Here is a 25,685-nt window from a genome sequence, read left to right on the forward strand (position 1 = left end):
GGCCCTTTCCAGAGGACCAAAGCCCCCCGCCGTTGGCACCAACGGCGGGGGGCTTTGTCCTGTTGCACCCCGTACGGTCGGTGATATGACTACGCGCATTCTCGACCTGCACCGCGAGCAGCTCTCCGCCCTGCGCGGCCGGGAGCTCACCGCCTCCGTCGCCGCCGCCGAGGGCCGCACGATGATCGCGGAGGTGTTCGCCGAGCGCGCCGCGATGATCCCCGAGCCGAACGGCCGCGGCGTCCACAACATGGAGCTCGTCTCCGCCTTCGGCGCCGACATCGTCGTACTCAACCTGATCGAGCGCGCCTGGGACGGCGAGAAGCTCGAACTCCCCGGCCTCGGCACCTTCACCTCCCTCTCCGACCTGGCCGCCTACATCGGCCGCCCGGTCGGCATCAACCTGGAGCCGGGCGACGTGCCCGAGATCCGCCGCGCCAAGCCGGAGCACGCCAAGCGCCTGATCGACATGGGCGCGGCGATGCTCTGCATCACGGCCAACCCCGGCACCGGCGGCTCCTTCGAGGGCATGGCCCGGGTCACCGAGGAGCTGCGCCGGGGCCTCGGCGACGACGTGGCGCTGTGGAGCGGCAAGATGCACCACGCGGGCCACCCGGAGCGGGTGACGGTCGGGCGCCTGACCGCCCTCGTCGAGGCGGGCGCGGACGGCGTCGTCATGCCCCTGCCGGGCACGCTGCCGGGCGTCACCAAGGAGCTGGCCGCCGAGGCGGTGGCCGCCGTGCAGGACGCGGGCGCGATCGTGATGGGCGCCATCGGCACCAGCCAGGAGGGCTCGCACGCCAACGTGGTGCCCCAACTCGCCCTGAACGCAAAGGAAGTGGGCATCGACGCCCACCACTTCGGCGACTCGTACATCCCGGGAATGTGCGACCCGGAGGTCATGTACGACTACTCGGTGGCGATCCGCGGCCGCCGGCACACGTGGAACCGGATGGCGCTCAGCGGCCGGGGGTACCGGCGCACGGCCTGACGGGCTCAGATCTCGTACGTCGCTCCGGGCGCCGCGAGCTCGACGGGCCCGTCGTACACGGCGCGCGCGTCCGCGAGGTTGATCTGCGGGTCCGTCCACGGCGGGATGTGGGTGAGCACCAGCCTGCGGGCGCCCGCGCGCCGGGCGGCCTCGCCCGCCTCGCGGCCGTTGAGGTGCAGGTCGGGGATGTTCTCCTTGCCGTGCGTGAAGGCCGCCTCGCAGAGGAACAGGTCGCTGTCGGCGGCGAGTTCGTCGAGGGCGTCGCAGGGACCGGTGTCCCCGGAGTACGTCAGCGACTTCCCGCCGTGCTCGACGCGGATGCCGTACGCCTCGACGGGGTGGCAGACCTTCTCGGTGCGGACGGTGAAGGGCCCGATGTCGAAGGTCCCCGGCTTGATCGTGTGGAAGTCGAAGACCTCGCTCATCGAGGACGCGGAGGGCGTGTCCGCGTGCGCCGTGGTGAGCCGCTGCTCGGTGCCCTCGGGGCCGTACACGGGCAGCGGCTCGCAGCGGCCGCCGTCGTGCCGGTAGTAGCGCACGACGAAGTACGCGCACATGTCGATGCAGTGGTCGGCGTGCAGATGGCTGAGGAAGATCGCGTCGAGGTCGTAGAGACCGCAGTGGCGCTGCAGCTCGCCGAGGGCGCCATTGCCCATGTCGAGCAGCAGCCGGAAGCCGTCGGCCTCGACGAGGTAGCTCGAGCAGGCCGAGTCCGCGGACGGAAACGACCCCGAGCAGCCGACGACGGTGAGCTTCATTGAGCCGGAACCTCCGCGCTGGCAAGGGGGGAAAGGGGGCGTGCTGGAGTGTGCTGCGGTCCGTCGAGCGTAAGGCGCAAAAGGACCGGTCGCTCCTCCGTCGCGGGCCGTTGTGGGCGAACTCACCTGCGGTGTCACCGGTTCGGGGGGCGCATGAGACAAGAGGGGCCGCGCGCAGGGGGTCCCCCCGGGCTTTCGGCTCTGGGGGAGCGTCGGGTAGGGCGGTGGCGGGAGACGGGCGGGCGAGGTTGTTCGGGCGCCGGTACCTTCGGCCGTATGGATACGTCGTGGTGGCTGGCGCTCGCGGCCGTGGTGGGGCTCGCGTTGGTCGTCACGGTCGTGGACGGGTGGGGGCGCGGTGGGCGGAGGCCGCGGGGGTCCGGGGGATCCCGGGGATCTCGTCCCCGGGCCGGGCGGCCGCCGCGGGCGCCTCGTGGGCCGCGCCGGCGGGGGCCCGCACCGCAGGCGGCGGAGATCTGGTGGGCGCGGGTGCCGTACGAGGACGGGCCGGGCGGGAAGGACCGGCCGTGCCTGGTCCTGTCCGTGCGCGGGGACTCCGCTCTCGTCGCGAAGATCACCAGCAAGTACCACGACGAGCGGGCCGGGGTGATTCCGTTGCCGCCCGGGTCGGTGGGGGATGCGCAGGGGCGGGCGAGCTTCCTGGAGACGGACGAGCTCCGGGATGTGCCGTTGGGGGACTTCCGGCGGCGGGCGGGGGTGGTGGATCCGGTGCTGTGGGATCAGGTGCGGTATCTGGCGGGGTAGCGGGTGGGTGCCTCTTCCTGGGGCTTCGCCCCTGGACCCCCCATCGGCGCTGAACGCGCCTCGTCCTCAAACGCCGGACGGGCTGAGACGGCCCGTCCGGCGTTGGACGGCTACGCCCACAGCTGCCCCTGCAGCGTCTCGATGGCCTCTTCCGTGGTGGCCGCCGTGTAGACGCCCGTCGACAGGTACTTCCAGCCGCCGTCCGCCACCACGAACACGATGTCCGCCGACTCCCCCGCGGCCACCGCCTTCTTCCCGACCCCGATCGCCGCGTGCAGCGCGGCCCCCGTGGAGACGCCCGCGAAGATGCCCTCCTGCTGGAGGAGCTCCCGCGTGCGCGTCACCGCGTCCGCCGAGCCCACCGAGAAGCGCGTGGTGAGGACCGAGGCGTCGTAGAGCTCGGGGACGAAGCCCTCGTCCAGGTTCCGCAGGCCGTAGACCAGGTCGTCGTAGCGCGGCTCCGCGGCGACGATCCGGACGTCCGGCTTGTGTTCGCGCAGGTAGCGGCCCACGCCCATGAGCGTGCCCGTGGTGCCGAGGCCCGCCACGAAGTGGGTGACGGAGGGGAGGTCGGAGAGGATCTCCGGGCCCGTCGTCGCGTAGTGGGCGCCCGCGTTGTCCGGGTTGCCGTACTGGTAGAGCATCACCCAGTCCGGGTGCTCGGCGGCCAGCTCCTTGGCGACCCGTACCGCCGTGTTGGAGCCCCCGGCCGCCGGGGACGAGATGATCTCGGCGCCCCACATGGCCAGGAGGTCGCGGCGCTCCTGCGAGGTGTTCTCGGGCATGACGCACACGATCCGGTAGCCCTTGAGCTTCGCCGCCATCGCGAGGGAGATGCCCGTGTTGCCCGAGGTGGGTTCGAGGATCGTGCAGCCGGGCGTCAACCGGCCGTCCTTCTCCGCCTGTTCGACCATGTGGAGCGCGGGCCGGTCCTTGACGGAGCCGGTCGGGTTGCGGTCCTCCAGCTTGGCCCAGATGCGGACGTCGTCGGAGAGGGACAGGCGCGGCAGGCGGACCAGCGGGGTGTTGCCGACCGCCGCCAGCGGGGAGTCGTAGCGCGGCATCGGCGCTTACCGGCTTCCGCCGGCCACTGCCGGAAGGATCGTGACGTTGTCGCCGTCGGCGAGCTTCGTGGAGATGCCGTCGAGGAAGCGGACGTCCTCGTCGTTCAGGTAGACGTTCACGAAGCGGCGCAGCTGGTCGCCGTCCACGATGCGGCCCTGGATACCCGTGTGCCGGGACTCGAGGTCGGCGAAGAGCGCGGCGAGGGTGTCCCCGCTGCCCTCCACGGACTTCGCGCCGTCGGTGTAGGTGCGGAGGATGGTCGGGATGCGGACCTCGATGGCCATGGCAGGGGGCTCCTGTCGGAAGAAAGAAGGGAGGCGTCGCGCCCGCTGAGTGGCGCGTGGCGGCGTGAAAACCGCCTGGGTGCGTGCTGCGCGCGAGGTGCGCGCGGGCGCGGCGCCGCGGCTCACGGCCGGGCGGCGGCGGGGCGGGTCAGCGCGAACAGATGGCGCTGTTGAGACGGCACAGGTCGACGTGCAGCCGCGCCACGAGCAGCGTGCCCGGCGTCTGAATGCTCACGTCGTGAAGAACCATGGGCTCATCGTATCGATTCCCTGTCCGGGTCCCGGAATGTGATCTCAGATAGTGGACAGATCGCGCTCAAGATGCGGGCAGAGGGGGCGCGGCAGGGGCGTCCGGGAGGTACACCACCGTCGGCGCTCCGGTCGCCGGATGCGTGCTGACCTCCGCCGTCACTCCCCACACCCGGGCCAGGAGCTCCGCCGTGAGCACCTCCTTCGGGGCGCCCGAGGCCACCACCCGGCCCCCGTCGAGCACGTACAGCCGGTCGCAGTAGTACGCGGCCAGGTTCAGGTCGTGCAGGGCGAGGAGGTTCGTCGTGCCCAACTGCCGTACGAGGGACAGGACTTCCAGCTGGTAGCGGATGTCGAGGTGGTTGGTGGGCTCGTCGAGGACCACCAGGGTGGGGCGCTGCACCAGGGCGCGGGCGACGAGGGCGCGCTGGCGTTCGCCGCCGGACAGGGACGGGAAGGGGCGGTGCGCGAGCTCCGCGACGCCGACCCGCTCCAGGGCCTCGGTGACCAGCGCGGTGTCCGCCGCCGTGTCGGCCTCCCAGAACCGCTTGTGCGGGGAGCGGCCCATGGCGACCACTTCGTGGACGGTCAGCTCGAAGACGGCCTGTCCGTCCTGCGGGACGGTGGCGAGGCGCCGGGCGCGCGCCTTGGGCGCCATCGCGGTCAGGTCGTCGCCGTCGAGGAGGGCGCGCCCGGCGGTGGGGCGGAGCGTGCCGTACACGCAGCGCAGGAGCGTCGTCTTGCCGCTGCCGTTGGGGCCGACGAGGCCGACCGTCTCGCCGGGGGCCGCGGTGAGGTCGACGGCGTCGACGAGGGGGCGCCCGCGCCCGGCGATCTCGTACGAGAGTCCGTGCACGCGCAGTTCGCCGGTTATTCCGCCGGTCATGTCGCCGTTCGTGTCGCCCGTCGCGTCGCCCGTCGTGTCGCCCGTCATGACGGGGCCCCCTCGGGGCGGCGGCGCAGCAGCCACAGGAAGAACGGGCCGCCGGTGAGCGCCGTGAGGATGCCCACGGGCACGTCCTGCGGGCTCGCCACGGTCCGCGCCGCCAGGTCCGCCACGACGAGGAACGCGGCCCCGGCGAGCGCGACCACCGGCAGCAGCGTGCGGTGGCTCGCGCCGACCAGCATGCGCGCGGCATGCGGCACGAGCAGGCCGATGAAGCCGACGGCGCCGCTGACCGCGACGAGTACCCCCGTCACCAGCGAGGTCAGCACGAAGACGGCGGCGCGGAAGCGGGACGCGTCCAGGCCGAGCACCGTCGCTCCCTCCTCCCCCACCAGCATCAGGTCGAGCGGCCGGGCCAGGGCGAGCAGCAGCCCGGTCCCGAGGACGAGGACGACGGCGGGCAGCGGCAGCAGGTCCCAGCGGGCCGAGCCGAGGCCGCCGAAGGTCCAGTACAGGGCCTCCTGGAAGTGCTCGCGGCGGGCCGAGGTGACCAGGACCAGGTTGGCGAGGGCGGTGAGGATGTACGCGACGGCTACCCCGGCGAGGACGAGCCGCGCCCCGGTCAGCTGCCCGCCCCTGCGCGCGAGCGCGTACACGAGGACGAGCGCGAGCATCGCCCCGGCGAAGGCGCCCGCGGGCATCGTCACGGTGGTGGCGAGCCCGAGCCCGCTGCCGAGCCCGAAGACGATGACGAGGACCACGCCCGCGGACGCCCCGGACGAGATGCCGAGCAGATACGGGTCGGCGAGGGGATTGCGCACGAGTGCCTGGAGCACCGTGCCGACGACCGCGAGCCCCGCGCCGACGACCGCGCCGAGCAGCACCCGGGGCAGCCGCACGTCGAGGACGATCGTGCGGAAGGGGCTCGGCTCCGCGCGGCCGGTGACGATGTCGAGCACCTGGGACGGCGGCACGCGGACCTGCCCGAGGGCGAGCCCGGCGACCATCGCGGCCAGCAGCGCGGCGACCAGGAGGGTGAGCACGAGGGAGTAGCGCAGCGGCCCGCGTGCGGGCGGGGTCCTTCTCCTCACTTGTGGGTCAGCTCGGGGTGGAGCTGGCGGGCCAGCTTCTCGATCGCGGCCGGGGCGCGCACCCCGAGGACCACGTCCGAGAGCGGCATCACGGCGAACCGCTTGTGCTTGATCGCGGGTACGTCGCGCAGGGCCGGGTCGTCGAGGAGGCGGCGCTTCTTCTGCTCGACCGTCGTCGTGCCGTAGTCGTAGATCACGATGACCTCGGGCCTGCGCGTGACGACCTGTTCCCAGGAGGCGTCGGTGAAGGACTTGTCGAGGTCCGCGAAGACGTTCTCGCCGCCCGCCCGCAGGATCATCTCGTTGCCGATGCCCTTGCCGCCCGCGGTGAAGGCGGTCTTGTCGCCACTGTCGTACACGAAGACCTTCAGGGGCTTGGTGCCCTTGGTCCGGCGGGCGGTGGCGGCGACGGTGGCGCGGGCCTGCTCGACCCACTTCTTCGCCCGGTCCGCGACGCCGAAGGTGCGGCCCACCTCGGTGACCTCGCGGTAGAGGTCGTCCAGGGAGGTGCGGCCGCTGGTGCAGTACTCGGTGTTGAGGCGGGTCTTGATGCCGGACTCGGCGAGGTCGTCGCGGGCGGTGCCCTCCTTGGCGTTGAAGGCGCTGCCGTAACCCCCGTACACGAAGTCGGGGTTGGCGCCGAGCAGCTTCTCCTTGGAGGGGTACTCCTTGGCGAGCACCGGGATCGCCTTGTACGCCTTCGCGTACTTCGGCAGGACCTTGTCGTCCAAGTAGGCGGTCCCGGCGAGGGACTTGGCGAGGCCCAGCTCCAGCATCACCTCGGTGGCGTGCTGGTTCAGGGTGACGGCGCGCTGCGGGGGCGCCTGATAGGTGGTCTTCACCCCGCAGTTGGTGACGGTGTACGGGAATCCGGGCCCGGCCGCCTTGGTGTCGGTCCCGCTCGCGCTCCCGCCGGAGCCGGAACAGGATGTGGCGAGGGGGAGCAGCGCGGCGCATATGAGGGCCGCGGTACGGAGCCGGGACATGGGGGTGCTCTGCCTCCTCCAGGGGATTTCCGCGTCCCCTGAGTCGTGGGAGAAGGCGGCAGGTCAGTTCCTGGCTCGTCCGCCCGGCGGGGGCGGACTCACAGTGGCGGGACCGCACCGGATTCGCACCGGCTTCCTGGGTCCTGCCGCCTCGAAGGTCCAAAGGTCAAAAGGTCGAGGCTCAGTATGCCTGGACGACCTGGACGTCTTCCTCGGTGACCTCTCCGTCCACGATCCGGAACGAGCGGAACTGGAAGGGGCCCGCGTCGTCCGTGTCCGCCGTCGAGACCAGCACGTAGTGGGCGCCGGGCTCGTTGGCGTACGAGATGTCGGTGCGCGAGGGGTACGCCTCGGTCGCGGTGTGCGAGTGGTAGACGATCACCGGCTCCTCGTCGCGGTCGTCCATCTCGCGGTAGAGCTTGAGCAGGTCGCCCGAGTCGAACTCGTAGAAGGTGGGCGAGCGGGCCGCGTTCAGCATCGGGATGAAGCGCTCGGGGCGGTCCGTGCCGGCCGGTCCCGCGACCACGCCGCACGCCTCGTCGGGGTGGTCCTGGCGCGCGTGCGCGACGATCTGGTCGTGGAGGGCCTGGGTGATGGTCAGCATGAAGCTCAGCATAAGCAGAGGGCCCGCGCCGTACCGGAGGGTGGTACGGGCGGGCCCGAATGCTGGACTCGGCTGCGGGGACGTCAGTCCTTGGCGGCGTCCTGCGGCTCGGCGGACGCGACCGCCTTCGCCTTGTTGAAGGCCGCGGCCTGCGGGTTGCGGGCCTTCAGGAACAGGTAGGCGACCACCAGGATCGCGGCCCAGACCGGAGCGGCGTACAGCGAGATCCGGGCGTCCTTGTCGACGCCCATCATCACGATGACCATGCCGATGAACAGCAGCGCGAACCAGCTGGTGTACGGGGCGCCCGGCGCCCTGAAGGTCGACTGCGGCAGCTCACCGCGGTCGGCCTTGCGGCGGTAGCGGATCTGGCAGGCCAGGATCATGATCCAGGCCCACATGCCGGAGATGGTCGCGAAGGAGACGACGTAGTTGAACGCCTCGCCCGGCCACTGGTAGTTGATCCAGACGCCGACCAGCATGAACGCGGCGGAGACCGTGGTGCCGGTCAGCGGCAGGCCGTTCTTGGTCAGCTTGGTGAAGAACTTCGGGCCCTGGCCGTTGAGCGCGAGGTCGCGCAGCATGCGGCCGGTGGAGTACATGCCCGAGTTGCAGGACGACAGGGCGGCCGTCAGGACCACGAAGTTGACGATCGCGGCGCCGACGCCGAGGCCCATCTCCTCGAATGCCTTCACGAACGGGGAGACGCCCGGCTTGAAGGAGGTCCACGGCACGACCGAGAGGATCATGATCAGGGCGCCGACGTAGAAGACGGCGATGCGCCACGGCACGGTGTTGATGGCCTTCGGCAGGACCGTCTTCGGGTCCTTGGACTCGCCCGCGGTGACGCCGACCAGCTCGACGGCGAGGAAGGCGAACATCACGATCTGCAGGGTCATCAGCGTGGAGCCGATGCCGTTGGGGAAGAAGCCGCCGTCGTTCCACAGGTGGGACACGGAGGCGGTGTCACCGGCGTCGGAGAAGCCGATGGTGAGGATGCCGATGCAGATCAGGATCATGCCGATGATCGCGGTGACCTTGACCATGGAGAACCAGAACTCCAGCTCACCGAAGAGCTTCACGGAGATGAGGTTGGCGCCGTACAGGATGACCGTGAAGATCAGCGCGTACGCCCATTGCGGGATCGAGTCATGCGTCCAGTACTGCATGTACTGGGCGGCCGCGGTCACTTCGGTGATGCCGGTGACGACCCAGAAGAGCCAGTACGTCCAGCCGGTCACGAATCCGAAGAACGGGCCCATGAATTCGCGCGCGTACTCCGAGAAGGAGCCGGACACGGGCCGGTACATGAGGAGCTCGCCGAGCGCCCGCATGATGAAGAAGATGACCAGGCCCGCGATGGCGTACGCCAGGATGAGGCTCGGTCCGGCCTTGTGGATGGCCTTGCCCGCGCCGAGGAACAGGCCGGTGCCGATGGCACCGCCGATCGCGATCATCTGGATCTGCCGGGCCCCGAGCCCGCGCTGATAGCCCTCGCCCTCAGCGGCCGAGCCATCGGCCCGCACGGCTCCGTCGCCGCCGGGCTCGCCGTGCTGCTCTTCGACCTGCACTGAGGTCATGGTGACGCCTTTCTCCATGCTGATCCGCGCCCGCAGGTCGTCCTGCGTCTTGGCCGCGGATCAGGTCCTGATCCCCCCGGATGTGGAATGGAGTGCTACCGGCGGTCTGCCGGCTGAAGCGCCCTCGGCGACATGGGTGGCGTCACCGAGCGGTCGTGAAGATTTATCACGGCCACAACAGTGATCAACTGGACGCTGTGTGGCGCACGCCACTGGAAGAACCGGACAAAATTCCCTTGACGCCCCATAGGTGGACGTCATGGTGACACGATCGTTATCCGGATTTGAGCGTCCGTTGAGCGGACGGTTTCGCGTCGGCCGCAGAAGTGGTTGCTTCAGGCCATCAGCAAGGCCGCAGGTCAGCCCATCAGCGTGCCGACGAGCGTCTCCTGGAGCCCGCCGAGCCAGAGGTAGGCCATCACCATCGGCTTGCGCGGGTCGGCGTCCGGCAGATGGTAAAGGAGGTCCGCGTCCTCCTCGTCCGTGACCTCCAGGCGGGTGCCGATCGCGAGGCGCAGGTCGTTGAGCGCGCCGAGCCACTGCCGGGACTCTTCAGCGGTGAGCTTGAGGACCGCCCCGCCGTCACCGGACGCCGTCGTCGAGTCGAGCGAGCGGATGACCGTGAGGGCGTCCTCCCGCTTCTTGGCCCGCAGGTCGTTCTCGGTGAAGCGCCGGAACTCGGCGGAGTACGCGCGCAGTTCGTCGGCCTCGGCGGCGGCCGCCCGCTCGCTGCCCGGCCCCCCGTACGCGTCCGGAAGCAGGCGCAGCAGCACCGGGTCGGCGGGCGGTTCGCTGGGGCCCTCGGCGAAGAGCTCGGCAAGGGGGTCCCCCCGCTCGAACGCAGCTGAGAGTGGGGGAGGGTCCCCGGCGGGGCCTTCGGCCCCCGGGCCCGGGCCGATCAGCTCCAGGAGCTGGACGGCGAGCGAGCGGATGATCGAGATCTCGACCTCGTCGAGCGCGACGGCCGCGCCGCCGCCCGGGAGGGGCTCGAACTGGCTGGGCTGGGAAGGCATCGGGTGTCGTTACTTCCGGTCCTGCTGGAGGGTGGCCCACAGGCCGTAGCCGTGCATGGCCTGGACGTCGCGCTCCATCTCCTCGCGGGTGCCGCTGGAGACGACCGCGCGACCCTTGTGATGGACGTCCATCATCAGCTTGGTGGCCTTCTCCTTCGAGTACCCGAAGTACGTCTGGAACACGTACGTCACGTAACTCATCAGGTTGACCGGGTCATTGTGGACGAGCGTGATCCAGGGGACGTCCGGCTCGGGCACCGCGAAGGCTTCCTCCGCCGATTCCGGTCGTTCGATCTCCACGGGAGTACTCACTTGCCCCATGCTGCCACCCCGAGGGGGGCCTCGCACAAATGCCCCCGGGTGGCGCGGGTGGCCCCCTAGAAATCGTCAGAGTGACGAGATGGGAGTAGCATCCGTCCTTATGAACACAGCGGACCTTGGGCTGCCGGTCGACGTTCCCTCCACGGCACTCTTCACGGATCACTACGAGCTCACGATGCTGCAGGCCGCGCTGAAGGCGGGCACCGCCGACCGGCGCTCGGTCTTCGAGGTCTTCACCCGCAGGCTGCCCGAGGGGCGGCGCTACGGAGTGGTGGCGGGAACCGGCCGCGTCCTGGACGCCGTCGAGAACTTCCGCTTCGACGCCGACGTCATCGGCTTCCTGCGCGAGCGCCGCGTCGTCGACGAGCCGACCCTCAAGTGGCTGGCCGACTACCGCTTCAGCGGCGACGTCTGGGGCTACCCCGAGGGCGAGGTCTACTTCCCGGGCTCGCCGATCCTGCGCGTCGAGGGCTCGTTCGCGGAGTGCGTGCTCCTGGAGACCGTGATCCTCTCCATCCTCAACCACGACTCGGCGATCGCGGCCGCCGCCTCCCGCATGGCCTCGGCCGCCGGGGAGCGCCCGCTGATCGAGATGGGCGCCCGGCGCACCCACGAGCTGGCCGCGGTCGCCGCGTCGCGCGCCGCGTACGTGGGCGGCTTCGCCACCACGTCCGACCTGGCCGCGGGCTTCCGCTACGACATCCCGACGGTCGGCACCTCCGCGCACGCCTTCACCCTGCTCCACGACGACGAGCGGTCCGCGTTCGAGGCCCAGGTCGCCTCGCTCGGCCGCGGCACCACGCTCCTCGTGGACACCTACGACGTCACCCAGGCCGTCCGCACGGCCGTCGAGGTCGCCGGGCCCGAGCTGGGCGCCGTGCGCATCGACTCCGGCGATCTGCTCCTGGTCGCGCACCGGGTGCGCCAGCAGCTCGACGAGCTCGGGGCCACCGACACGAAGATCATCGTGACCTCGGACCTGGACGAGTACGCGATCGCCTCGCTCGCGGCGGCGCCCGTGGACGCGTACGGGGTGGGCACCCAGCTCGTCACCGGCTCCGGGCACCCCACCTGCTCCATGGTCTACAAGCTGGTGGCCCGGGCCCACTCGGCGGACCCGAAGGCCCCTCTCGAACCGGTGGCGAAGAAGTCGCTCGGCGCCAAGTCCTCGGTGGGCGGCCGCAAGTGGGCCGCTCGCCGGACCGACGCGCAGGGCGTCGCCGAGGCCGAGGTCATCGGCACCGGCCAGGTCCCCGCCGAGCTGGCGGACCAGCAGCTCCTCGTCCAGCTGATCAAGGGCGGCTCCGTGGTGGCCCGCGAACCGCTGGACGCGGTGCGCGCCCGGCACGCGCAGGCGCGGGGGCGGCTGCCGCTGTCCGCGACGCAGCTGTCGCGGGGGGAAGCGGTCATTCCGACGAAATACATCTGAAGGGAGTCTTACGGGGCGCCGGACGGGGCGCCCCGCGGGGCGCGTGTCCCCGCTCTGTCACACCCGCCAATTACCCTCTCCCGCAACGTACTTGAAGTCTCTACGCTCGGTGTGAACCGGCCGGGACCTCGCCGAACAGAAGGACATCCGCCATGCGCCGCGCACTGATCGTCGTAGACGTGCAGAACGACTTCTGTGAGGGCGGCTCGCTCGCCGTGGCCGGCGGCGCGGACGTCGCCGCCGCCATCACGGAGCTGATCGGCCAGGCCCCCGCGGGGTACCGCCACGTGGTGGCGACCCGCGACCACCACATCGAGCCCGGCGACCACTTCGCCGAGCACCCCGACTACGCCCACTCCTGGCCCCCGCACTGCGTGGCGGGCACGGAGGGCGTGGGCTTCCACCCGAACTTCGCGCCGGTCGTCGCGTCCGGGGCGATCGACGCGGTCTTCGACAAGGGGGCGTACGCGGCCGCGTACAGCGGGTTCGAGGGGCTCGACGAGAACGGGGTGTCCCTGGCGGACTGGCTGCGGGCCCGGGAGATCTCCGAGGTGGACGTGGTGGGGATCGCCACGGATCACTGTGTGCGGGCGACCGCGCTGGACGCGGTGCGGGCGGGGTTCCGGACGACGGTGCTGCTGGACCTGACGGCCGGGGTCGCTGAGGGGTCGACGGAGGCTGCGCTGGCGGAGATGCGGGACGCGGGCGTCGACCTCACCGGCAAGCCGGTGGTGTGACCTCTTCCCCACCCCGCCCCTACCCGAATCCGCGACTCCGTCGCCCTGGGCGGGCCTCCTGGGGCTGCGCCCCTAGCCCCCACTATCGGCGCTGAACGCGCCTCGTCCTCAAACGCCGGACGGGCTGAAACCACTCAGCCCGTCCGGGAGGCTCACCCCCGGACAGACGAAGGCACCAGCGCCCGGATCGGGTGCCACAGCTCGCCGCCGCCGCCCCGCGCCGCCGTCCGCCATATCAACCCGTCCGGGTGGTACAGCACCGCCGAGATCTCATCCGGAGTGGGCGGCTCCGCGTTTCCGCGGAGGTACACCGCCCGCAGGCCCAGATTGCGCAGCCGCGTCAGCGCCCGCGCACGGTTCACCGCATGCACGATCACCCGCACCGAGCCCCCCGTCGGAGACGGGCTCGGCAGGGTCAGGGCCACCACCACGCTGCCGTTCGGCAGCTTGCTGAAACCTCCTGCGGACATGGTTCGTCACACCCCCGTGAGACAGCGCGCGAGGCCCCCGTGTGAGCCCCGCGTCAATAAGAAATCCACAGCCAGCACCTAAACACGATCGGCCGCCGCCCGCTAGAGGGCGACGGCCGATTGCGCTCTGACCTGCAGGTATGTCGACTACTTCGCCGACGGGCCTACCTGGACCGTGATCGTCGAGCCATCCTTCGGCTGCTTGATGATCTTGATCTGAGTGTTGGTGTCAGTGACCTTCACGCTTCCCGTGGGGTTCTCCTTCGACCAGTAGCTGCCCTTGTGGTCATCGAAGACCGAGACGCCCTTCCGGGACTTGATCTTCAGCGCGACGTCCGCGTTGTGGAGCGTGAACGCGTCCGTGGAGTACTTGCTGAACGGAGCGTCGAACGGCTGGACCTTGTTGCGCAGGAGCGTGCCGTCCTTCCACTTCAGCGGGGCCGCGTGCGCGTCGACGGGGAGGATCAGACCCTCGCCGGGGTGCTGGCTGACGTTGTTGTCCTTCTGCGAGGTGTCCCACTGCCAGACCAACAGGCCGGTCTGGTACGGGTAGTGCTCCACCCAGTCCGGACGGGACTTCGAGAAGCCGAAGTTGTACGGGCCGACCTCAAGGGTCTTGTCGTACGACACGTACTGGCGGTTCTCGGCGAGGTAGTACTGCGCGTAGCTCTTGGTGAAGGACTCGCCGATGCGCGAAAAGCCCTTCGCCGTCCAGCCGTTGTCGTCGCCCTCGGCGCCGTCCTCGAACAGCTTGGTGCCGTCCGCGGTGACCGTCAGGGCGTCGGCCGCGAAGCCCTTGCCGCCCGCGCCGCCATCCGTGGCGTAGCGGAAGCGCAGGTCGATCTTCTTGCCCGCGTAGGCGTCGAGCGGGAAGGCCAGCTTCTTGTACGCCTTCGAAGCTCCCGTCAGAGCGGGCTTGTCGCCGGCGTCGCGCGTGATCGGCTTGCCGTCCGCCGTGCCGTCGATCGGCTCCCAGTTGGCGCCGCCGTCCGTCGACACCTCGGTGTAGAGGAAGTCGTAGTTGGCCTCGATGTCCCACCAACCCTGCAGCGAGAGCTCGGCCTTGGACTTGCCGGTGAGGTCGACCGAGCGCGTCAGGGTGTTCTTGAGGTCGTCGCCCTGGTCGCTCCACCACTGCTTGGCGCCCTCGGCGGGCTTCACGACGGTGGTGGTGACGGGCTTCTTCGGCAGCTCGACGACGAGCGCCTGGCGGTGGCGGGTGTTGTACTCCGAGACGCCCAGCTTGTGTTCGGACGTCGTGGCCGCCTTCGCCTTGGCGTAGTCGAGCCAGCCGAGCTGGAACTTGTCCCAGGCGGTCATGTCGCCGGGCAGGTCACCGATCGCGTTCTTGCCGGTGCCGAGCCAGGAGCCCGCCGACATCAACGACCAGAAGCCGACCGAGTTCTCGGCCTTGCCCGTCGTGTCGTAGAGGTCCGGGAGGCCCAGGTCGTGACCGTACTCGTGGGCGAAGACGCCGAGGCCGCCGTTCTCCGGCTGCATCGTGTAGTCGCCGACCCAGATCCCGGTGTCGCCTATCTGGGTGCCGCCGGCCTTGTTGTTCGACGGGCCGGTCTTGCCCGCGTCGTTGCCGTACGCGTACCAGCGGTGCGCCCACAGGGCGTTCTCACCCTCGGCGCCGCCGCCGGCCGACTCGTCCTCGCCCGCGTGGACGATCTGGAAGTGGTCGATGTAGCCGTCCGGCTCGTTGAAGTTGCCGTCGCCGTCGAAGTCGTAGCGGTCCCACTGGTCGTACTTGGCGAGGTCCGTCTTGATCTGCTCGTCGGTACGGCCCTTGGCCTTCTGGTCCTTGGCCCAGGCGGTCACGCCGTCCTTGACCGCGTCCCAGACGTTCGGGCAGTTGGTGTCGCCGCAGTAGTTGGAGCCGTAACGGCCCTCGTTCCAGTCGACCTTGACCCAGTCGGAGACCTCGCCGTCGACCGAGTAGCGGCCGGAGGAGGTCTTCTCGTAGTAGGTCTTCAGCGAGTGCTTGGGCTTGCCCTTCTTGTCCTTGCCCTCGCCGAAGTACAAGTCCTGGAAGTGCTGTTGGTTGTAGTCCTTCTGCCAGGCCGTGCTGTTGTCCTTCGCACGGTCCGGCTGGGCTATCTTGTTGTGCGCCGGGCCCGGCTTGCCCCCGTACTTCTTGACGGGCTTCTCCGGACCCTCGGGGCCGTCCGGGTCGTACATGGTCGTGTCGTCGACCTTGTCCCCGAACTCCACCAGGATCGTGAAGATCTTGTCCGTCTTCTCCCGGCCGAGCTCGACGTATTTCTTGTCGTCCAGCTTGACGACCTGGGAGCCGCCCTTCTTCTGTACCTTCGCGTCGCCGGCGACCACCTGCTGCAGTGCCGCCTTGCGCTGCTGCGCCTGCTGCTTGCTGAAGGGGCCGTCGAGGTCGTGGTCGACCTGCGCCTTGGCGCGCGCCGGGTCCTGGCGGTCCACGGCCGGGGCCGCGGCGCGGGCCGGGGCTGCCCCGTCCTCCGCCGCGGCGTACGCGGAAAACGTGGCGGTGGCCGCCGCCATCGCCACGACCACCGCGGTGGCTCTGAACGTCCGTCTGTTGCCTGTCACTTGATGCTGTCCTCCCCCGCGCCCGCGCGAGTGGCGGACCGTGGTCCCGGTCGGAGGAGGTCCGCGCGCGAATACGCGTCACAAGTGACGACATTCGACCGGAGATACGGAAGAAAAGACAGACCTTGACTTGGACAGGCCAACTGCACTATGCAGACGCGGAAGTCCGCTATGCGAACGCGCTACCCCGACGTGCCCAAGTCCGAACACCCATACAGCGCCGGTCAGTTGAACGGGTGCGCCCCACCGTCCACTCTCTGGACATAATGACCCTGTGCGCCCCCCATGCTCCGGCACCGTGGGTTAGGTCACGCTTGCCAGACGTTCCCGTGGGGCATGCAGCGGAATAGAGTGAATCGACGGCGCGCTTCAGCGTAAGTCGACAGTTCCAAGTCGTCTACGCCCAGCGGCCTTTGATTCGCATACAGCACCCCTTATATACCTCGCGTATACCTCCTGAATACCTCCGCACCAGCTGTCCCGAGGAAGGGTCACGTCATGCCTCGTCCCGCACCTCGTCCCGCGCCTCGTCCGACCGCCGCCCAGCTCACCTACGGCAGCATCACGGTCGTCTTCTCCACGCTCGCCATGCTCCTGCTCTCCCAGACGAGTTCAGGGGTGGGCGTCGCGGTGATCACCATTGCCGCGCTCGGGCTCGGGCTGTTGGTGGCCATGACCGTGCCCCTGCCCAAGGCGGACCGGACGGCCACCGCCACACCCGCGGCGCCCGCGGCCCCTGCCGCCCCCGCCCCGGAGCCCCTCACCGCCACCGTGCCCGGACAGCGCACCCCGGTCGCCTCCGCGCACGCCGCCCCCGTACACGAACCGGCGGGCCCGTGAGTCACGAGCCCGCCGGATGTGCCGCCGCCGCAAGGGAGTTCAGGTGGTGCTGACCACCACCGTCTTGGCGGCCTTGTCGTGCAGACCCTGCTTGTAGGGCTTGTCGAAGAAGCTCCAGCCACCGCTGATCGCGGTCCAGATGCAGGCGCAGCAGAACGCGAACGGCAGCCAGAGGACGGCGGAGCGCACCAGGGCGGTCTGCAGGGTCGGCGTCGCACCGTCGTTGAGGTTCGCGACCCGCATCCCCAGCCACTTCTTGCCGAGCGTCTGCCCCGTCCTGGAGATCATGAAGCTGTCGTACGCGATGTAGAGCACCGCGGCGAGGAGCGACTGTCCGAAGGACTTGCCGTACTCGACCTTGTCCGGGTCGATGTCGTACTCGTTGGTGCCGAAGGCCCAGGACAGCAGCCCGACCACGATGCCGACGAGGATCATGTCGACGAGGCGGGCGAGGACGCGCTTGCCGCTGTCGGCCAGCGGGGGCATGCCCGCGAGCGGGTCGGCGCCGTAGCCACCGGGGCCGCCGGGGCTGCCGTAGGGATCGCCCGAGCCGTAGGGGCCGCCGCCGTAGGACGGGGGCGGCGGGGGCGGGGTGCCACCGGCGCCACCGGCACCGGGAGGCGGGGCGTCGTAGGGAGAGCCGCCGCCCTGAGGGGATGACGGGGGCGGCTGCTTCTTGAAGGGGTCGTTGTCGTCCGGGGGCGGGGAGGGGAACTGCGGCGGTTCGGTACTCATGCGCCGAGTGCACCGCGCGTGGGTGCTCGGCGCACCTGGCGGGGGGCTGTACGGGTTACCCGCCGCCCCTCTCAGGACTCCCCGCGGGGGCGCTCAGCCCGCCACGAACGTCCGCGCCGCCTTGTCGTGCCAGCACTGGCGCCACGGCCTGTCGAAGACGCACCAGAGCACGCCCACGACGCCCACCACGAGCACGCCCGGCACGCTGTACACCAGCCAGCGGCGCAGCGCGGCCCCGAACGACGGCGCCTCGTGCTCCTCCAGGTCGCGCACCCGGACCCCGAGGAGCTTCTTGCCGAGGGTGCGGCCCCACTTGGCCGTCGGCAGCGCCTCGTAGAGGACGCCGAAGACGAGCAGGACCCCGAGGACGATGCCGAGGTAGCCCGCCGTCGTGCCGTCGAGCAGCCAGACCGTGGACTTCTCGCCGGAGAGCTTCGCGGCGTCGATCTTGTCGTTGATGTGGTCCGTCGCCTTGGTGGCGAGCGGGAACGCGGCGGCTCCGGTGACCGCCACGAGGACGACCGTGTCGATGAGCCGGGCCACCAGCCGCTTGCCGAGCCCGGCGGGCCGCTCCGACGCCTGGGCCTGCGCGGCCGCCAGGAACGGGTCCTCGGCCACCGGCTTCCACGGCACCACGGGCTGACCCTCGCCCTGGGCGCCCGGCGCCAACTGCTGCTGCGGGGGCTGCTGTTGCTGCGGGGCCGGGGGCTGTGCGAGCTGGTGCACCTGCTGCGCCCACGAGGGCGAGCCGCCGCCGGGGCCCGAGGTCACCGGCGAGGCGACCGGCTCGGGGGCGGCGGGCTGCTGCGGTACGGAGGGCTGCTGGGGCGGCGACTGCTGGGCGGAGGAGCGCTTGGGGCGCAGCGCCCGGATCGCCATGGTGCCCTCGGCGCCCCCGGCCCCGGCCCCGGCGGCGGCCGCGGCGTCGGTGGACTGCGCGGGCCGCACCGGTCCCGAGGGGCGCCGGAAGGTGACGGTGCCCTCGCCGACGGGCGGCACCGCGGGCGCGTTCGGCTTGCCCGCGGCGGGCGCGGAAGCGCCGGACCCACCGGACCCACCGGGCTTGGCGGAGCCCGGCTTGTTGCCGCCCTGCTTGTTGCCGCCGGGCCGGAGCGCGCGGATCGCGACCGTGCCGGGGCCGTCCGCCTCGGGGGCGCTCCTCGGCTCGGCGGGCAGCGCCTGGGCGGGCTTCGGCTCCGTCGGCTCCGGCTTCGGCTCCGCCTGCTGCGGCCCCGCGGACTGGGGGGCGTTCGCCACGCGCGGGTCCTGGCCCGGCGTCGCGCCCCACGACACCCGCTGCTGCTCCTGCTCCCTGCCGAGCCCCGACTGCCAGGACGCGTCCGCCTGCCAGGCCGACGCGGGCTCCGGCTTGCTGCCGTGCCGGGCGTCGGCGGCCGCGGCGTCGGACTCCGGCGCGGACGCGGGCTCGGGGGCGGGGGCGGATTCGGGGGCGACGTCCGGGGCGGACTGCGCCACCGGCTCCTCGTCGAAGAAGTGCGGCCCCGTCTCCTCCGCCGCGGGCGGCCCCGAAGTTGACGCACCGGGGGGCGGCGGCAGCAGCTCGCCGTCGGAGGGCGCCGGACGGCTCGTACCGGGCACCCAGGCACCACCGTTCCAGTACCGGACATATCCGGGAATGGACGGGTCTGGGTAATAGCCTTCGCGGGGCCTGTCCTCGCCGGGGGCCGGAGTTGGGGCGCTCATGTCCGTCGTCCCGTATCTGCTCGGGGGTCTTATAGAGGCTCCACATCTATCAGACGTACGCGTCCGCCCGGGTGGGTCCGGTCGTACGGACCACTATCCGGGCACCGTTCCCGCACCGGTTCACCGCGACCGGGTGCCGTGCGAGGGCGCCCCGTGGAACTCGTACGAGAAAGTTTCGCGGACTCGCGTAATGCCCGGCGCCCCTCGCGCTCTCCATCGGTACGGGCCCGCTCCAGTGGGCCCCGCACACCGAAAGGAAGCACACGTCATGCACAGCGTGGTGGAACGCGAACTCGAACTGAAACTGGTCCTGTCGCCCGAGCGCAGCATCCCCGTCCCGGCCCGCCTCACCTACCGCACCGACGACCCGTACGCCGTCCACATCGCCTTTCACATCGGCTCCGAGCACCCGGTCAACTGGACGTTCGCCCGTGAACTGCTCGTGGAGGGGGTGTTCCGGCCGTGCGGCCACGGCGACGTCCGGGTCTGGCCGACCAAGGTCGAGGGGCGCAGCGTCGTCCTGATGGCGCTCAGCTCACCCGACGGCGACGCCCTCCTGGAGGCCCCGGCCGCGGCCGTGTCCGCCTGGCTCGAGCGCACGCTGCGGGTGGTCCCTCCGGGCTCTGAGGCGGAGCAGCTCGGCATCGACGACGGCCTCGCCGAGCTGCTTGCCCCCACCCCGGCCGACGACCTGTGGCTGCGCGACCCGTGGCCGTCGGACGAATCGGACGGTGAGTGAGCAACGCTGCCACGGGGGTGGGAGACGAACCTCAGGATTCTCAGAACAACTTGCCCGGGTTGAGGAGTGAGTGCGGGTCGAACGCGGCCTTGATGGCGCGCTGCATCTCCACTCCCACCGGGCCGATCTCGCGTGCCAGCCACTCCTTCTTCAGGACCCCGACGCCGTGCTCGCCGGTGATGGTGCCGCCGAGCTCCAGGCCGAGGGCCATGATCTCGTCGAAGGACTCCCGGGCGCGCCGGGATTCGTCGGGGTCTGCCGCGTCGAAGCAGACGGTCGGATGGGTGTTGCCGTCGCCCGCGTGTGCGCAGACCCCGATGGTGAGCCCGTACTTCTCGGCGATGCGCTCGACGCCGGTGAGCATGTCGGCGAGGCGGGAGCGCGGCACGCACACGTCGTCGATCATCGTGGTGCCCTTGACCGCTTCGAGCGCGGTGAGCGCCAACCGGCGTGCCTGGAGCAGGAGTTCCGACTCGGCGGCGTCGTCGGCGGGGACCACCTGGGTGGCGCCCGCGGCCTCGCACAGGGCGCCGACCGCGGCCAGGTCGGCGGCGGGGTCGAGGGTGTCGAAGGCGGCGAGCAGGAGGGCCTCGGTGGTCTCCGGAAGGCCCATGTTCGCCAGGGAGTTGACGGCTTTCACCGTCGTACGGTCCATGAGTTCGAGGAGCGACGGGACGTGGCCGCCCTCCATGATCCTGCACACGGCGTCGCAGGCCGCCTCGGTCGAGGCGAACTCGGCTGCCAGGACGAGCTGTTGGGGCGGGACGGGCTTCAGTGCGAGGGTGGCGCGGACGACGACGCCGAGGCTGCCCTCCGAGCCGACGAACAGGCGCGTCAGGTCGTAGCCCGCGACGCCCTTCGCGGTGCGCCGCCCGGTGCTGAGCAGCCGCCCGTCGGCGAGGACGACGTCGAGTCCGAGCACGTACTCCGCCGTCACGCCGTACTTCACGCAGCACAGGCCGCCGGAGGCCGTGCCGATGTTCCCGCCGATCGTGCAGGTCTCCCAACTCGACGGGTCCGGTGGGTAGTAGAGGCCCTTCTCGTTCACGGCGCGCGACAGCGTGGCGTTGACCACGCCCGGCTCGACGATCGCGATCCGGTCGACGGTGTTGATCTCCAGGATCCGGTCCATCCTGATCAGGGACAGCACGACGCAGCCGTCGCTCGCGTTCGCGGCGCCCGACAGGCCCGTGCGGGCCCCCTGCGGGACGACCGGGACGCGCAGCTCGGTGGCGGTGCGCATGACGTGCTGGACCTGCTCGACGGTGCGCGGCAGGACCACGACGGCGGGGGTGCCCGCCGTGCAGAAGCTCGCCATGTCGTTCCCGTACGAGGATGTGACGTCCGGGTCCGTGAGGACGGCCTCCGCGGGCAGTCCCTCACGGAGCAGTTCGATGAGGGTGCGGCTCATGATCACAGCCTCGCACCCGGGGCCATCGGTGTGAACCCATGGGCGACGACCGACCACAAGCCCGGATGTGCTCTTCGTATTGACGCACAGTGAGCGCCATGGAGACCGAGAACGCCCTCGCCGCCACCCAGCCCCGCCGCCGCTCCCCCGTCCTGCGGCGCGCGCTCATCGCCTCCGTCACCGGGTGCGTGGTGCTCGGCGGCGTGGTCGTGCTGCTGCCCGACGGGGGCGGGAAGGCGGCGCCGCCCGCGCTCGGTCCCGCCGGGCGCGCGCTCGCCGCGGCGGGGGCGGGCGCCCCGGCCGCGCTGCCCGACCTGACCGCGCTCATCGGGGAGCGCGAGGCCCATCTGCGGGCCCACCCCGGCGACGAGCAGTCATGGGCGGTGCTCGGCTCGGCGTACGTGGAGCGGGGCCTGCGCACCGGTGACGTGGCGTCCTACCCGAAGGCCGAGCAGGCCCTGCGCACCTCCATGAAGGCGCGCCGCGACGGCAACGTGGAGGCCCTCACCGGACTCGCGGCCCTCGCCAACGCCCGCAACGACTACCGCGCCGCCAAGAAGTGGGGCGAGCTCGCGACGATGCAGGCCCCGAAGCGGTGGACGACGTACCCGGTGCTCATCGACGCCTACCGGGGGCTCGGCGACACCAAGGGCGTGGGCAAGGCGCTGGAGAGCCTGCAGCAACTGGGCGGCGGGGCACCGGCGTTGATGGCGGCCGGGCGGGTCTACCAGGACCGGGGCTGGCGCGAGGACGCCGGCGCCGCACTCACCGACGCGGCGGCCCTCGCCGAGGCGCCCGCGCAGAAGGCGGCGTGCCTGTACCGGGTCGGGGAGCTGGCCTGGGAGCGCGGGGAGCCGGTGGAGGCGCTGCGCTACTACAGCGGCGCGCTCACCGCCGACCCCGACCACCACCCGGCGCTCGCCGGGAAGGGCCGCGCCCTCGCCGCGCTCGGCCGCTCCGGCGAGGCCCTGAACGCCTACCAGGCGGCCCTCGCCAAGCGTCCGGAGCCCCAATACGCGCTGGAACTGGGCGAGTTGTACGAGTCCCTGAACCTCCTCCCGGCGGCCCGCGCCCAGTACGACGCGCTGCGCGCCCGGGTGCGGCAGGAGTCCACGGGCGGCGTCAACGACGAGCGGATCCTCGGACTCTTCGAGGCCGACCACGGCGACCCGGACGAGGCGGTGCGCCGCCTGGAGACGGAGTGGAAGCGGCACGGCAGCCCGCTGACGGCGGACGCCCTCGGCTGGGCGCTGCACCGGGCGGGCGACGACGAGGAGGCCCTGGAGTACGCGAAGAAGGCACACGAGAAGGGCCCGCGCAGCGCCCCGTTCGCGTACCACCGGGGCGAGATCGAGCGGGAGCTCGGGGCCTACGGGGCCGCGCGGCGGCACATCGGGGAGGCGCTGCGCATCAACCCGTACTTCTCGCCGCTCGGCGCCAAGGCGGCGAAGGCGGCCCTGGACTCGCTGGGCGAGCCCCCGGAGGGCGGCCCGGAGCAGGTCTACCCGCCGGCACCGCCGCGCCCCCGCTACTCGGGCTCCTCCTCCGGTTCGGGCTCCGGTTCGGGCTCCCGTTCGGGCACGAAGCCGCGGGGCGCGGCGCCGAAGCCGGCGAAGCGGCGGTGAGGGCGGTGGGTGAGCGGGGGGCTCTGCGACGTGTCGTCGCCGCGGGGGCAGCCGGGGCGGTCGTGGTCGGCGGCGCCGTCGCGGGGCTGCTCGCGCTCGGGCCGGACGGCGCTCCCCGGCCCGCTCCCCCGCCGCCGGGCGCCCATGCCGCGGCACCCGGCGACCTGGGCGCCGCGATCGCGGCCCGGCAGAAGTGGCTGCGCGGCCACCCGGACGACGCCGCCTCCTGGTCCGCCCTCGCCACCGCCTACGTGGAGCAGGCCCGCCGGGGCGCCGACCCCTCGTACTACCCGAAGGCCCAGCGCGCCCTGGAGCGTTCGCTGGCGGCGCGGCCCGCCGGGAACCTGGACGCCCTGATCGGCATGGGCGCCCTCGCCAACGCCCGGCACGACTTCGCCGCCGCCCGCGTCTGGGGCGAGCGGGCGCGCCGGGCCGCGCCGGACCGGTGGCCGGTCTACCCGGTGCTCGTCGACGCCTACACGCAGCTCGGCGCCTACAAGGACGCCACGGCCGCCGTGCAGCGGCTGCTCGACCTGAAGCCCGCCCTGCCCGCCTTCGCCCGGGCCGGGTACGAGCTGGAGATGCAGGGCCGCACCGAGGAGGCGGCGGCCGCGCTGCGGCGGGCCCTCGACGACGCCACCGTGCCCGCCGAGCGGTCCTTCTGCCTGCACCGCCTGGGCGAGCTGGAGTGGGAGCGCGGGGACGCGCGCGCCGCCCTCGCCCGGTACGAGGAGGCACTGCGGGCCGACCCGGACGCGCACCCGGCGCTCGCGGGACGCGCGAAGGCCCGCGCCGCGCTCGGCGACACGGACGCCGCCCGCGCCGACTACCGGAGGCTCACCGAGCGGGTGCCGCTGCCCGAATACGTGCTGGAGCGGGGCGAGTTGGAGGAGTCGCTGGGGCGGGAGGGCGAGGCGCGGCGGCAGTACGACGTGCTGCGCGCCGAGGCCGCGCTGTTCGAGGCGAACGGGGCGGGCGACGACCTCACCCTGGGCCTCTTCGAGGCGGACCACGGCCGCCCCGCCGACGCCGTCCGGCACCTGGAGCGCGAGTGGCAGCGGCGCAGGAGCGTCCTGGTCGCGGACGCCCTGGGCTGGGCCCTGCACCGGGCGGGACGGTCGCAGGAGGGGCTCGCGTACGCCCGTGAGGCCGGTCAACTGGGGTGGCGGCGGGCCGAGTTCGCGTACCACCGGGGCGAGATCGAGCGGGCGCTCGGGATGCGGGACGCGGCCCGCGGGCACCTGCGCGAAGCGCTGCGCCTGAACCCGCACTTCTCGCCGCTGCGGGCCCCGGCGGCGCGGCGGGCGCTCGCTCCGCTGGAGGGGGCGGGCGGGGCGTGAGGCCCGTGCGCCGCGTCGTCGCCGGGCTCGTGCTGGCCTGCGGCGTACTGCTGGGGATCGCCCAAGTGCCCGCGCAGGCACACCCGTTGGGGAACTTCACCGTCAATCACTACCACGGCCTCCGTGTACTGCCCGACCGTGTCGAGGACACCGTGGTCGTGGACCGGGCCGAGATCCCGACCCTGCAGGCGGGCGGGCGCGACGACGCGGGTGCCGTGTGCGCGGACGTCGCGGGGGCACTGCGGGCGCGGGCCGCGGGGCGGCCGCTCGTGTGGCGGGTGCGGGCGAGCGGGCTCGCCTACCCGCCGGGACAGGCCAAGTTGCGCACGACGCGCATCAGTTGCTGGCTCAGCGCCGAAGCCGATCTGGCGCGGGGCGGGGACGTGGAGTTCACCGACGGCCACGACCGGGGGCGCATCGGCTGGCGCGAGGTGACCGCGACGGCGGGCGGCGGGGTGCGGCTCGCCGCGTCCGACGTACCGGAGCGGAGCGTCTCCGGCGAGCTGCGCCGCTACCCGGACGACCTCCTGTCCGATCCGCTGGACGTGCGCGCGGCGCGGCTGCGGGTGGCGCCGGGGGACGGACCGGGTGCGGGAGGGATGTCCGCTGCCGTCTCGGCTGCCGGGAGCGGGAGTTGGCTCGCCGCCATGGACGCCCGCTTCGCCGCGTTCACCGCCCGGGACCGGCTCACTCTGCCCGTGGGCCTGGCGGCCGTGGCGCTCTCGCTGCTCCTCGGGGCCGCGCACGCCGCGCTGCCGGGGCACGGCAAGACCGTGATGGCGGCGTGCATGGCGGGGCGGCGCGGGCGGGTGCGCGACGCGGTCGCCGTGGGCGCCACGGTGACGTTCACACACACGGCGGGCGTGCTCGTCATCGGGCTGCTGCTCACGGTGTCGGCGTCGCTCGCCGCCGACCGGCTCCTGAACCTGCTCGGGGTGGTGAGCGGGCTGCTCGTCGCGGGGGTGGGGGTGGTGCTGCTGCGGTCGGCGCGGGTGCCGGGCCACCCTCACCACGGCCACGGCGGCCACGGCCACGGCCACGCTCACCACGCGCACGGTGCCCACGCCCACGTACACGAGACCCACGTGCACGAGGAGCCCGGCCGTCCGTACCGGCGCCGCACCCTCGTGGGCATGGGTGTCGCGGGCGGGCTCGTGCCCAGCCCGTCCGCTCTCGTCGTGCTGCTCGGCGCGGTCGCGCTGAACCGGACCGGGTTCGGGGTCGCCCTCGTGCTCGGCTACGGCGTCGGGATGGCGGCGGTGCTGACCTGCGCGGGGCTGCTCGTCGCGCGGTTCGGGGAGCGGGCGGGGCGGCTGCTCGGGGGGCGGGCGGCGGCGCTGGGGAACCGGTGGCGGGCGAAGGTGCCGTATGTGACGGCCGCGCTGGTGACCGCCGTCGGAGCGGGGCTCGCGCTGCGCGCCGCGGTCCCGCTCCTGCACGGCTGAACTCCCTTGCTACGGGGTTCCCTTGCTACGGGGTTCCTTTGCTAGGGGA

General features: G+C 72.0%; 25 protein-coding genes and 1 riboswitch. Of the genes, 9 read left to right on the forward strand and 16 right to left on the reverse strand.

What is annotated here, in order from left to right:
• Positions 1–85: 85 nt before the first annotated feature.
• Positions 86–991, forward strand: coding sequence for a DUF7916 family protein (locus ACQB60_RS27820; RefSeq protein ID WP_496928824.1), 906 nt, complete (start codon positions 86–88; stop codon positions 989–991).
• 5 nt (positions 992–996) lie between these two features.
• Here ACQB60_RS27820 and ACQB60_RS27825 read toward each other — a convergent pair whose 3' ends face one another.
• The gene (locus ACQB60_RS27825; RefSeq protein ID WP_496928825.1) at positions 997–1,749 is read right to left on the reverse strand and encodes an MBL fold metallo-hydrolase; all 753 of its coding nucleotides are present in this window, start codon (positions 1,747–1,749) and stop codon (positions 997–999) included.
• 276 nt (positions 1,750–2,025) lie between these two features.
• On the opposite strand from ACQB60_RS27825, the gene ACQB60_RS27830 reads away from it, so the two are divergent.
• The gene (locus ACQB60_RS27830; protein ID WP_496928826.1) at positions 2,026–2,514 is read left to right on the forward strand and encodes a type II toxin-antitoxin system PemK/MazF family toxin; all 489 of its coding nucleotides are present in this window, start codon (positions 2,026–2,028) and stop codon (positions 2,512–2,514) included.
• Between the two features lie 110 nt (positions 2,515–2,624).
• Here the strand turns inward: ACQB60_RS27830 and ACQB60_RS27835 are convergent, their stop codons facing one another.
• The 10 genes from ACQB60_RS27835 to clpS all read right to left on the reverse strand — a co-directional run bounded on the left by ACQB60_RS27835 (position 2,625) and on the right by clpS (position 10,593).
• Positions 2,625–3,578: a PLP-dependent cysteine synthase family protein gene (locus tag ACQB60_RS27835; RefSeq protein WP_496928827.1), complete on the reverse strand. Its 954-nt coding sequence runs from the start codon at positions 3,576–3,578 to the stop codon at positions 2,625–2,627.
• A 6-nt stretch (positions 3,579–3,584) separates the two neighbouring features.
• Positions 3,585–3,863 (reverse strand): MoaD/ThiS family protein, encoded by a 279-nt coding sequence (locus ACQB60_RS27840; protein ID WP_384842678.1) that lies wholly within the window; start codon positions 3,861–3,863, stop codon positions 3,585–3,587.
• Between the two features lie 148 nt (positions 3,864–4,011).
• Positions 4,012–4,113: a putative leader peptide gene (locus tag ACQB60_RS27845; RefSeq protein WP_384842675.1), complete on the reverse strand. Its 102-nt coding sequence runs from the start codon at positions 4,111–4,113 to the stop codon at positions 4,012–4,014.
• Positions 4,114–4,179: 66 nt separating this feature from the next.
• The gene (locus ACQB60_RS27850; protein WP_496928951.1) at positions 4,180–4,998 is read right to left on the reverse strand and encodes an ABC transporter ATP-binding protein; all 819 of its coding nucleotides are present in this window, start codon (positions 4,996–4,998) and stop codon (positions 4,180–4,182) included.
• A 44-nt stretch (positions 4,999–5,042) separates the two neighbouring features.
• Positions 5,043–6,089: a FecCD family ABC transporter permease gene (locus ACQB60_RS27855; RefSeq protein WP_496928828.1), complete on the reverse strand. Its 1,047-nt coding sequence runs from the start codon at positions 6,087–6,089 to the stop codon at positions 5,043–5,045.
• Positions 6,086–7,075 carry an ABC transporter substrate-binding protein gene (locus ACQB60_RS27860; protein ID WP_496928829.1) on the reverse strand — a complete coding sequence of 330 codons (990 nt, stop codon included), beginning with the start codon at positions 7,073–7,075 and terminating at the stop codon, positions 6,086–6,088. The genes ACQB60_RS27855 and ACQB60_RS27860 overlap by 4 nt, the downstream gene beginning before the upstream one ends.
• 44 nt (positions 7,076–7,119) lie before the next feature.
• Positions 7,120–7,237: riboswitch (cobalamin riboswitch) on the reverse strand.
• A gap of 19 nt (positions 7,238–7,256) precedes the next feature.
• Positions 7,257–7,679: a M67 family metallopeptidase gene (locus ACQB60_RS27865; protein WP_496928830.1), complete on the reverse strand. Its 423-nt coding sequence runs from the start codon at positions 7,677–7,679 to the stop codon at positions 7,257–7,259.
• Positions 7,680–7,762: 83 nt separating this feature from the next.
• The gene (locus ACQB60_RS27870) at positions 7,763–9,259 is read right to left on the reverse strand and encodes an amino acid permease (RefSeq protein WP_496928831.1); all 1,497 of its coding nucleotides are present in this window, start codon (positions 9,257–9,259) and stop codon (positions 7,763–7,765) included.
• A gap of 359 nt (positions 9,260–9,618) precedes the next feature.
• Entirely contained in the window at positions 9,619–10,272 is a 654-nt protein-coding gene (locus ACQB60_RS27875; RefSeq protein WP_496928832.1) for a DUF2017 domain-containing protein, read from the reverse strand.
• 9 nt (positions 10,273–10,281) lie between these two features.
• The gene (clpS, locus tag ACQB60_RS27880) at positions 10,282–10,593 is read right to left on the reverse strand and encodes an ATP-dependent Clp protease adapter ClpS (RefSeq protein ID WP_384842654.1); all 312 of its coding nucleotides are present in this window, start codon (positions 10,591–10,593) and stop codon (positions 10,282–10,284) included.
• Between the two features lie 100 nt (positions 10,594–10,693).
• On the opposite strand from clpS, the gene ACQB60_RS27885 reads away from it, so the two are divergent.
• Together ACQB60_RS27885 and ACQB60_RS27890 are read left to right on the forward strand one after the other, a co-directional pair.
• Positions 10,694–12,022, forward strand: coding sequence for a nicotinate phosphoribosyltransferase (locus ACQB60_RS27885; protein ID WP_496928833.1), 1,329 nt, complete (start codon positions 10,694–10,696; stop codon positions 12,020–12,022).
• Positions 12,023–12,174: 152 nt separating this feature from the next.
• Positions 12,175–12,759 carry an isochorismatase family protein gene (locus ACQB60_RS27890; RefSeq protein ID WP_496928834.1) on the forward strand — a complete coding sequence of 195 codons (585 nt, stop codon included), beginning with the start codon at positions 12,175–12,177 and terminating at the stop codon, positions 12,757–12,759.
• A 152-nt stretch (positions 12,760–12,911) separates the two neighbouring features.
• Here ACQB60_RS27890 and ACQB60_RS27895 read toward each other — a convergent pair whose 3' ends face one another.
• Entirely contained in the window at positions 12,912–13,229 is a 318-nt protein-coding gene (locus ACQB60_RS27895; RefSeq protein WP_496928835.1) for a hypothetical protein, read from the reverse strand.
• Between the two features lie 147 nt (positions 13,230–13,376).
• Positions 13,377–15,797, reverse strand: a complete 2,421-nt coding sequence (locus tag ACQB60_RS27900; protein WP_496928836.1) for an immune inhibitor A domain-containing protein — start codon at positions 15,795–15,797, stop codon at positions 13,377–13,379.
• A gap of 498 nt (positions 15,798–16,295) precedes the next feature.
• Here ACQB60_RS27900 and ACQB60_RS27905 point away from each other — a divergent pair, with 498 nt between their 5' ends.
• Positions 16,296–16,637: a hypothetical protein gene (locus ACQB60_RS27905; protein ID WP_496928837.1), complete on the forward strand. Its 342-nt coding sequence runs from the start codon at positions 16,296–16,298 to the stop codon at positions 16,635–16,637.
• Between the two features lie 39 nt (positions 16,638–16,676).
• Here the strand turns inward: ACQB60_RS27905 and ACQB60_RS27910 are convergent, their stop codons facing one another.
• Entirely contained in the window at positions 16,677–17,372 is a 696-nt protein-coding gene (locus ACQB60_RS27910) for an RDD family protein (protein WP_496928838.1), read from the reverse strand.
• A 93-nt stretch (positions 17,373–17,465) separates the two neighbouring features.
• Positions 17,466–19,076, reverse strand: coding sequence for an RDD family protein (locus ACQB60_RS27915; RefSeq protein ID WP_496928839.1), 1,611 nt, complete (start codon positions 19,074–19,076; stop codon positions 17,466–17,468).
• Positions 19,077–19,344: 268 nt separating this feature from the next.
• On the opposite strand from ACQB60_RS27915, the gene ACQB60_RS27920 reads away from it, so the two are divergent.
• Complete coding sequence (locus ACQB60_RS27920; protein WP_384839185.1) at positions 19,345–19,815, forward strand: SsgA family sporulation/cell division regulator; 471 nt, start codon at positions 19,345–19,347, stop codon at positions 19,813–19,815.
• Between the two features lie 40 nt (positions 19,816–19,855).
• Here the strand turns inward: ACQB60_RS27920 and ACQB60_RS27925 are convergent, their stop codons facing one another.
• Positions 19,856–21,226: an FAD-binding oxidoreductase gene (locus ACQB60_RS27925; protein WP_496928840.1), complete on the reverse strand. Its 1,371-nt coding sequence runs from the start codon at positions 21,224–21,226 to the stop codon at positions 19,856–19,858.
• Positions 21,227–21,324: 98 nt separating this feature from the next.
• On the opposite strand from ACQB60_RS27925, the gene ACQB60_RS27930 reads away from it, so the two are divergent.
• Genes ACQB60_RS27930 through ACQB60_RS27940 form a run of 3 tightly spaced genes read left to right on the forward strand, consistent with a single transcriptional unit; the run spans position 21,325 to position 25,636 of the window.
• On the forward strand, positions 21,325–22,851 hold the full coding sequence (locus ACQB60_RS27930; RefSeq protein WP_496928841.1) for a tetratricopeptide repeat protein: 1,527 nt from the start codon (positions 21,325–21,327) through the stop codon (positions 22,849–22,851).
• A gap of 5 nt (positions 22,852–22,856) precedes the next feature.
• Complete coding sequence (locus ACQB60_RS27935) at positions 22,857–24,191, forward strand: tetratricopeptide repeat protein (protein ID WP_496928842.1); 1,335 nt, start codon at positions 22,857–22,859, stop codon at positions 24,189–24,191.
• Complete coding sequence (locus ACQB60_RS27940) at positions 24,188–25,636, forward strand: nickel/cobalt transporter (RefSeq protein ID WP_496928843.1); 1,449 nt, start codon at positions 24,188–24,190, stop codon at positions 25,634–25,636. Before ACQB60_RS27935 ends, ACQB60_RS27940 begins: the two co-directional genes overlap by 4 nt.
• The last annotated feature ends 49 nt before the right edge of the window (positions 25,637–25,685 follow it).

This window comes from Streptomyces odontotermitis (assembly GCF_050510915.1).
GTDB lineage: Bacteria > Actinomycetota > Actinomycetes > Streptomycetales > Streptomycetaceae > Streptomyces.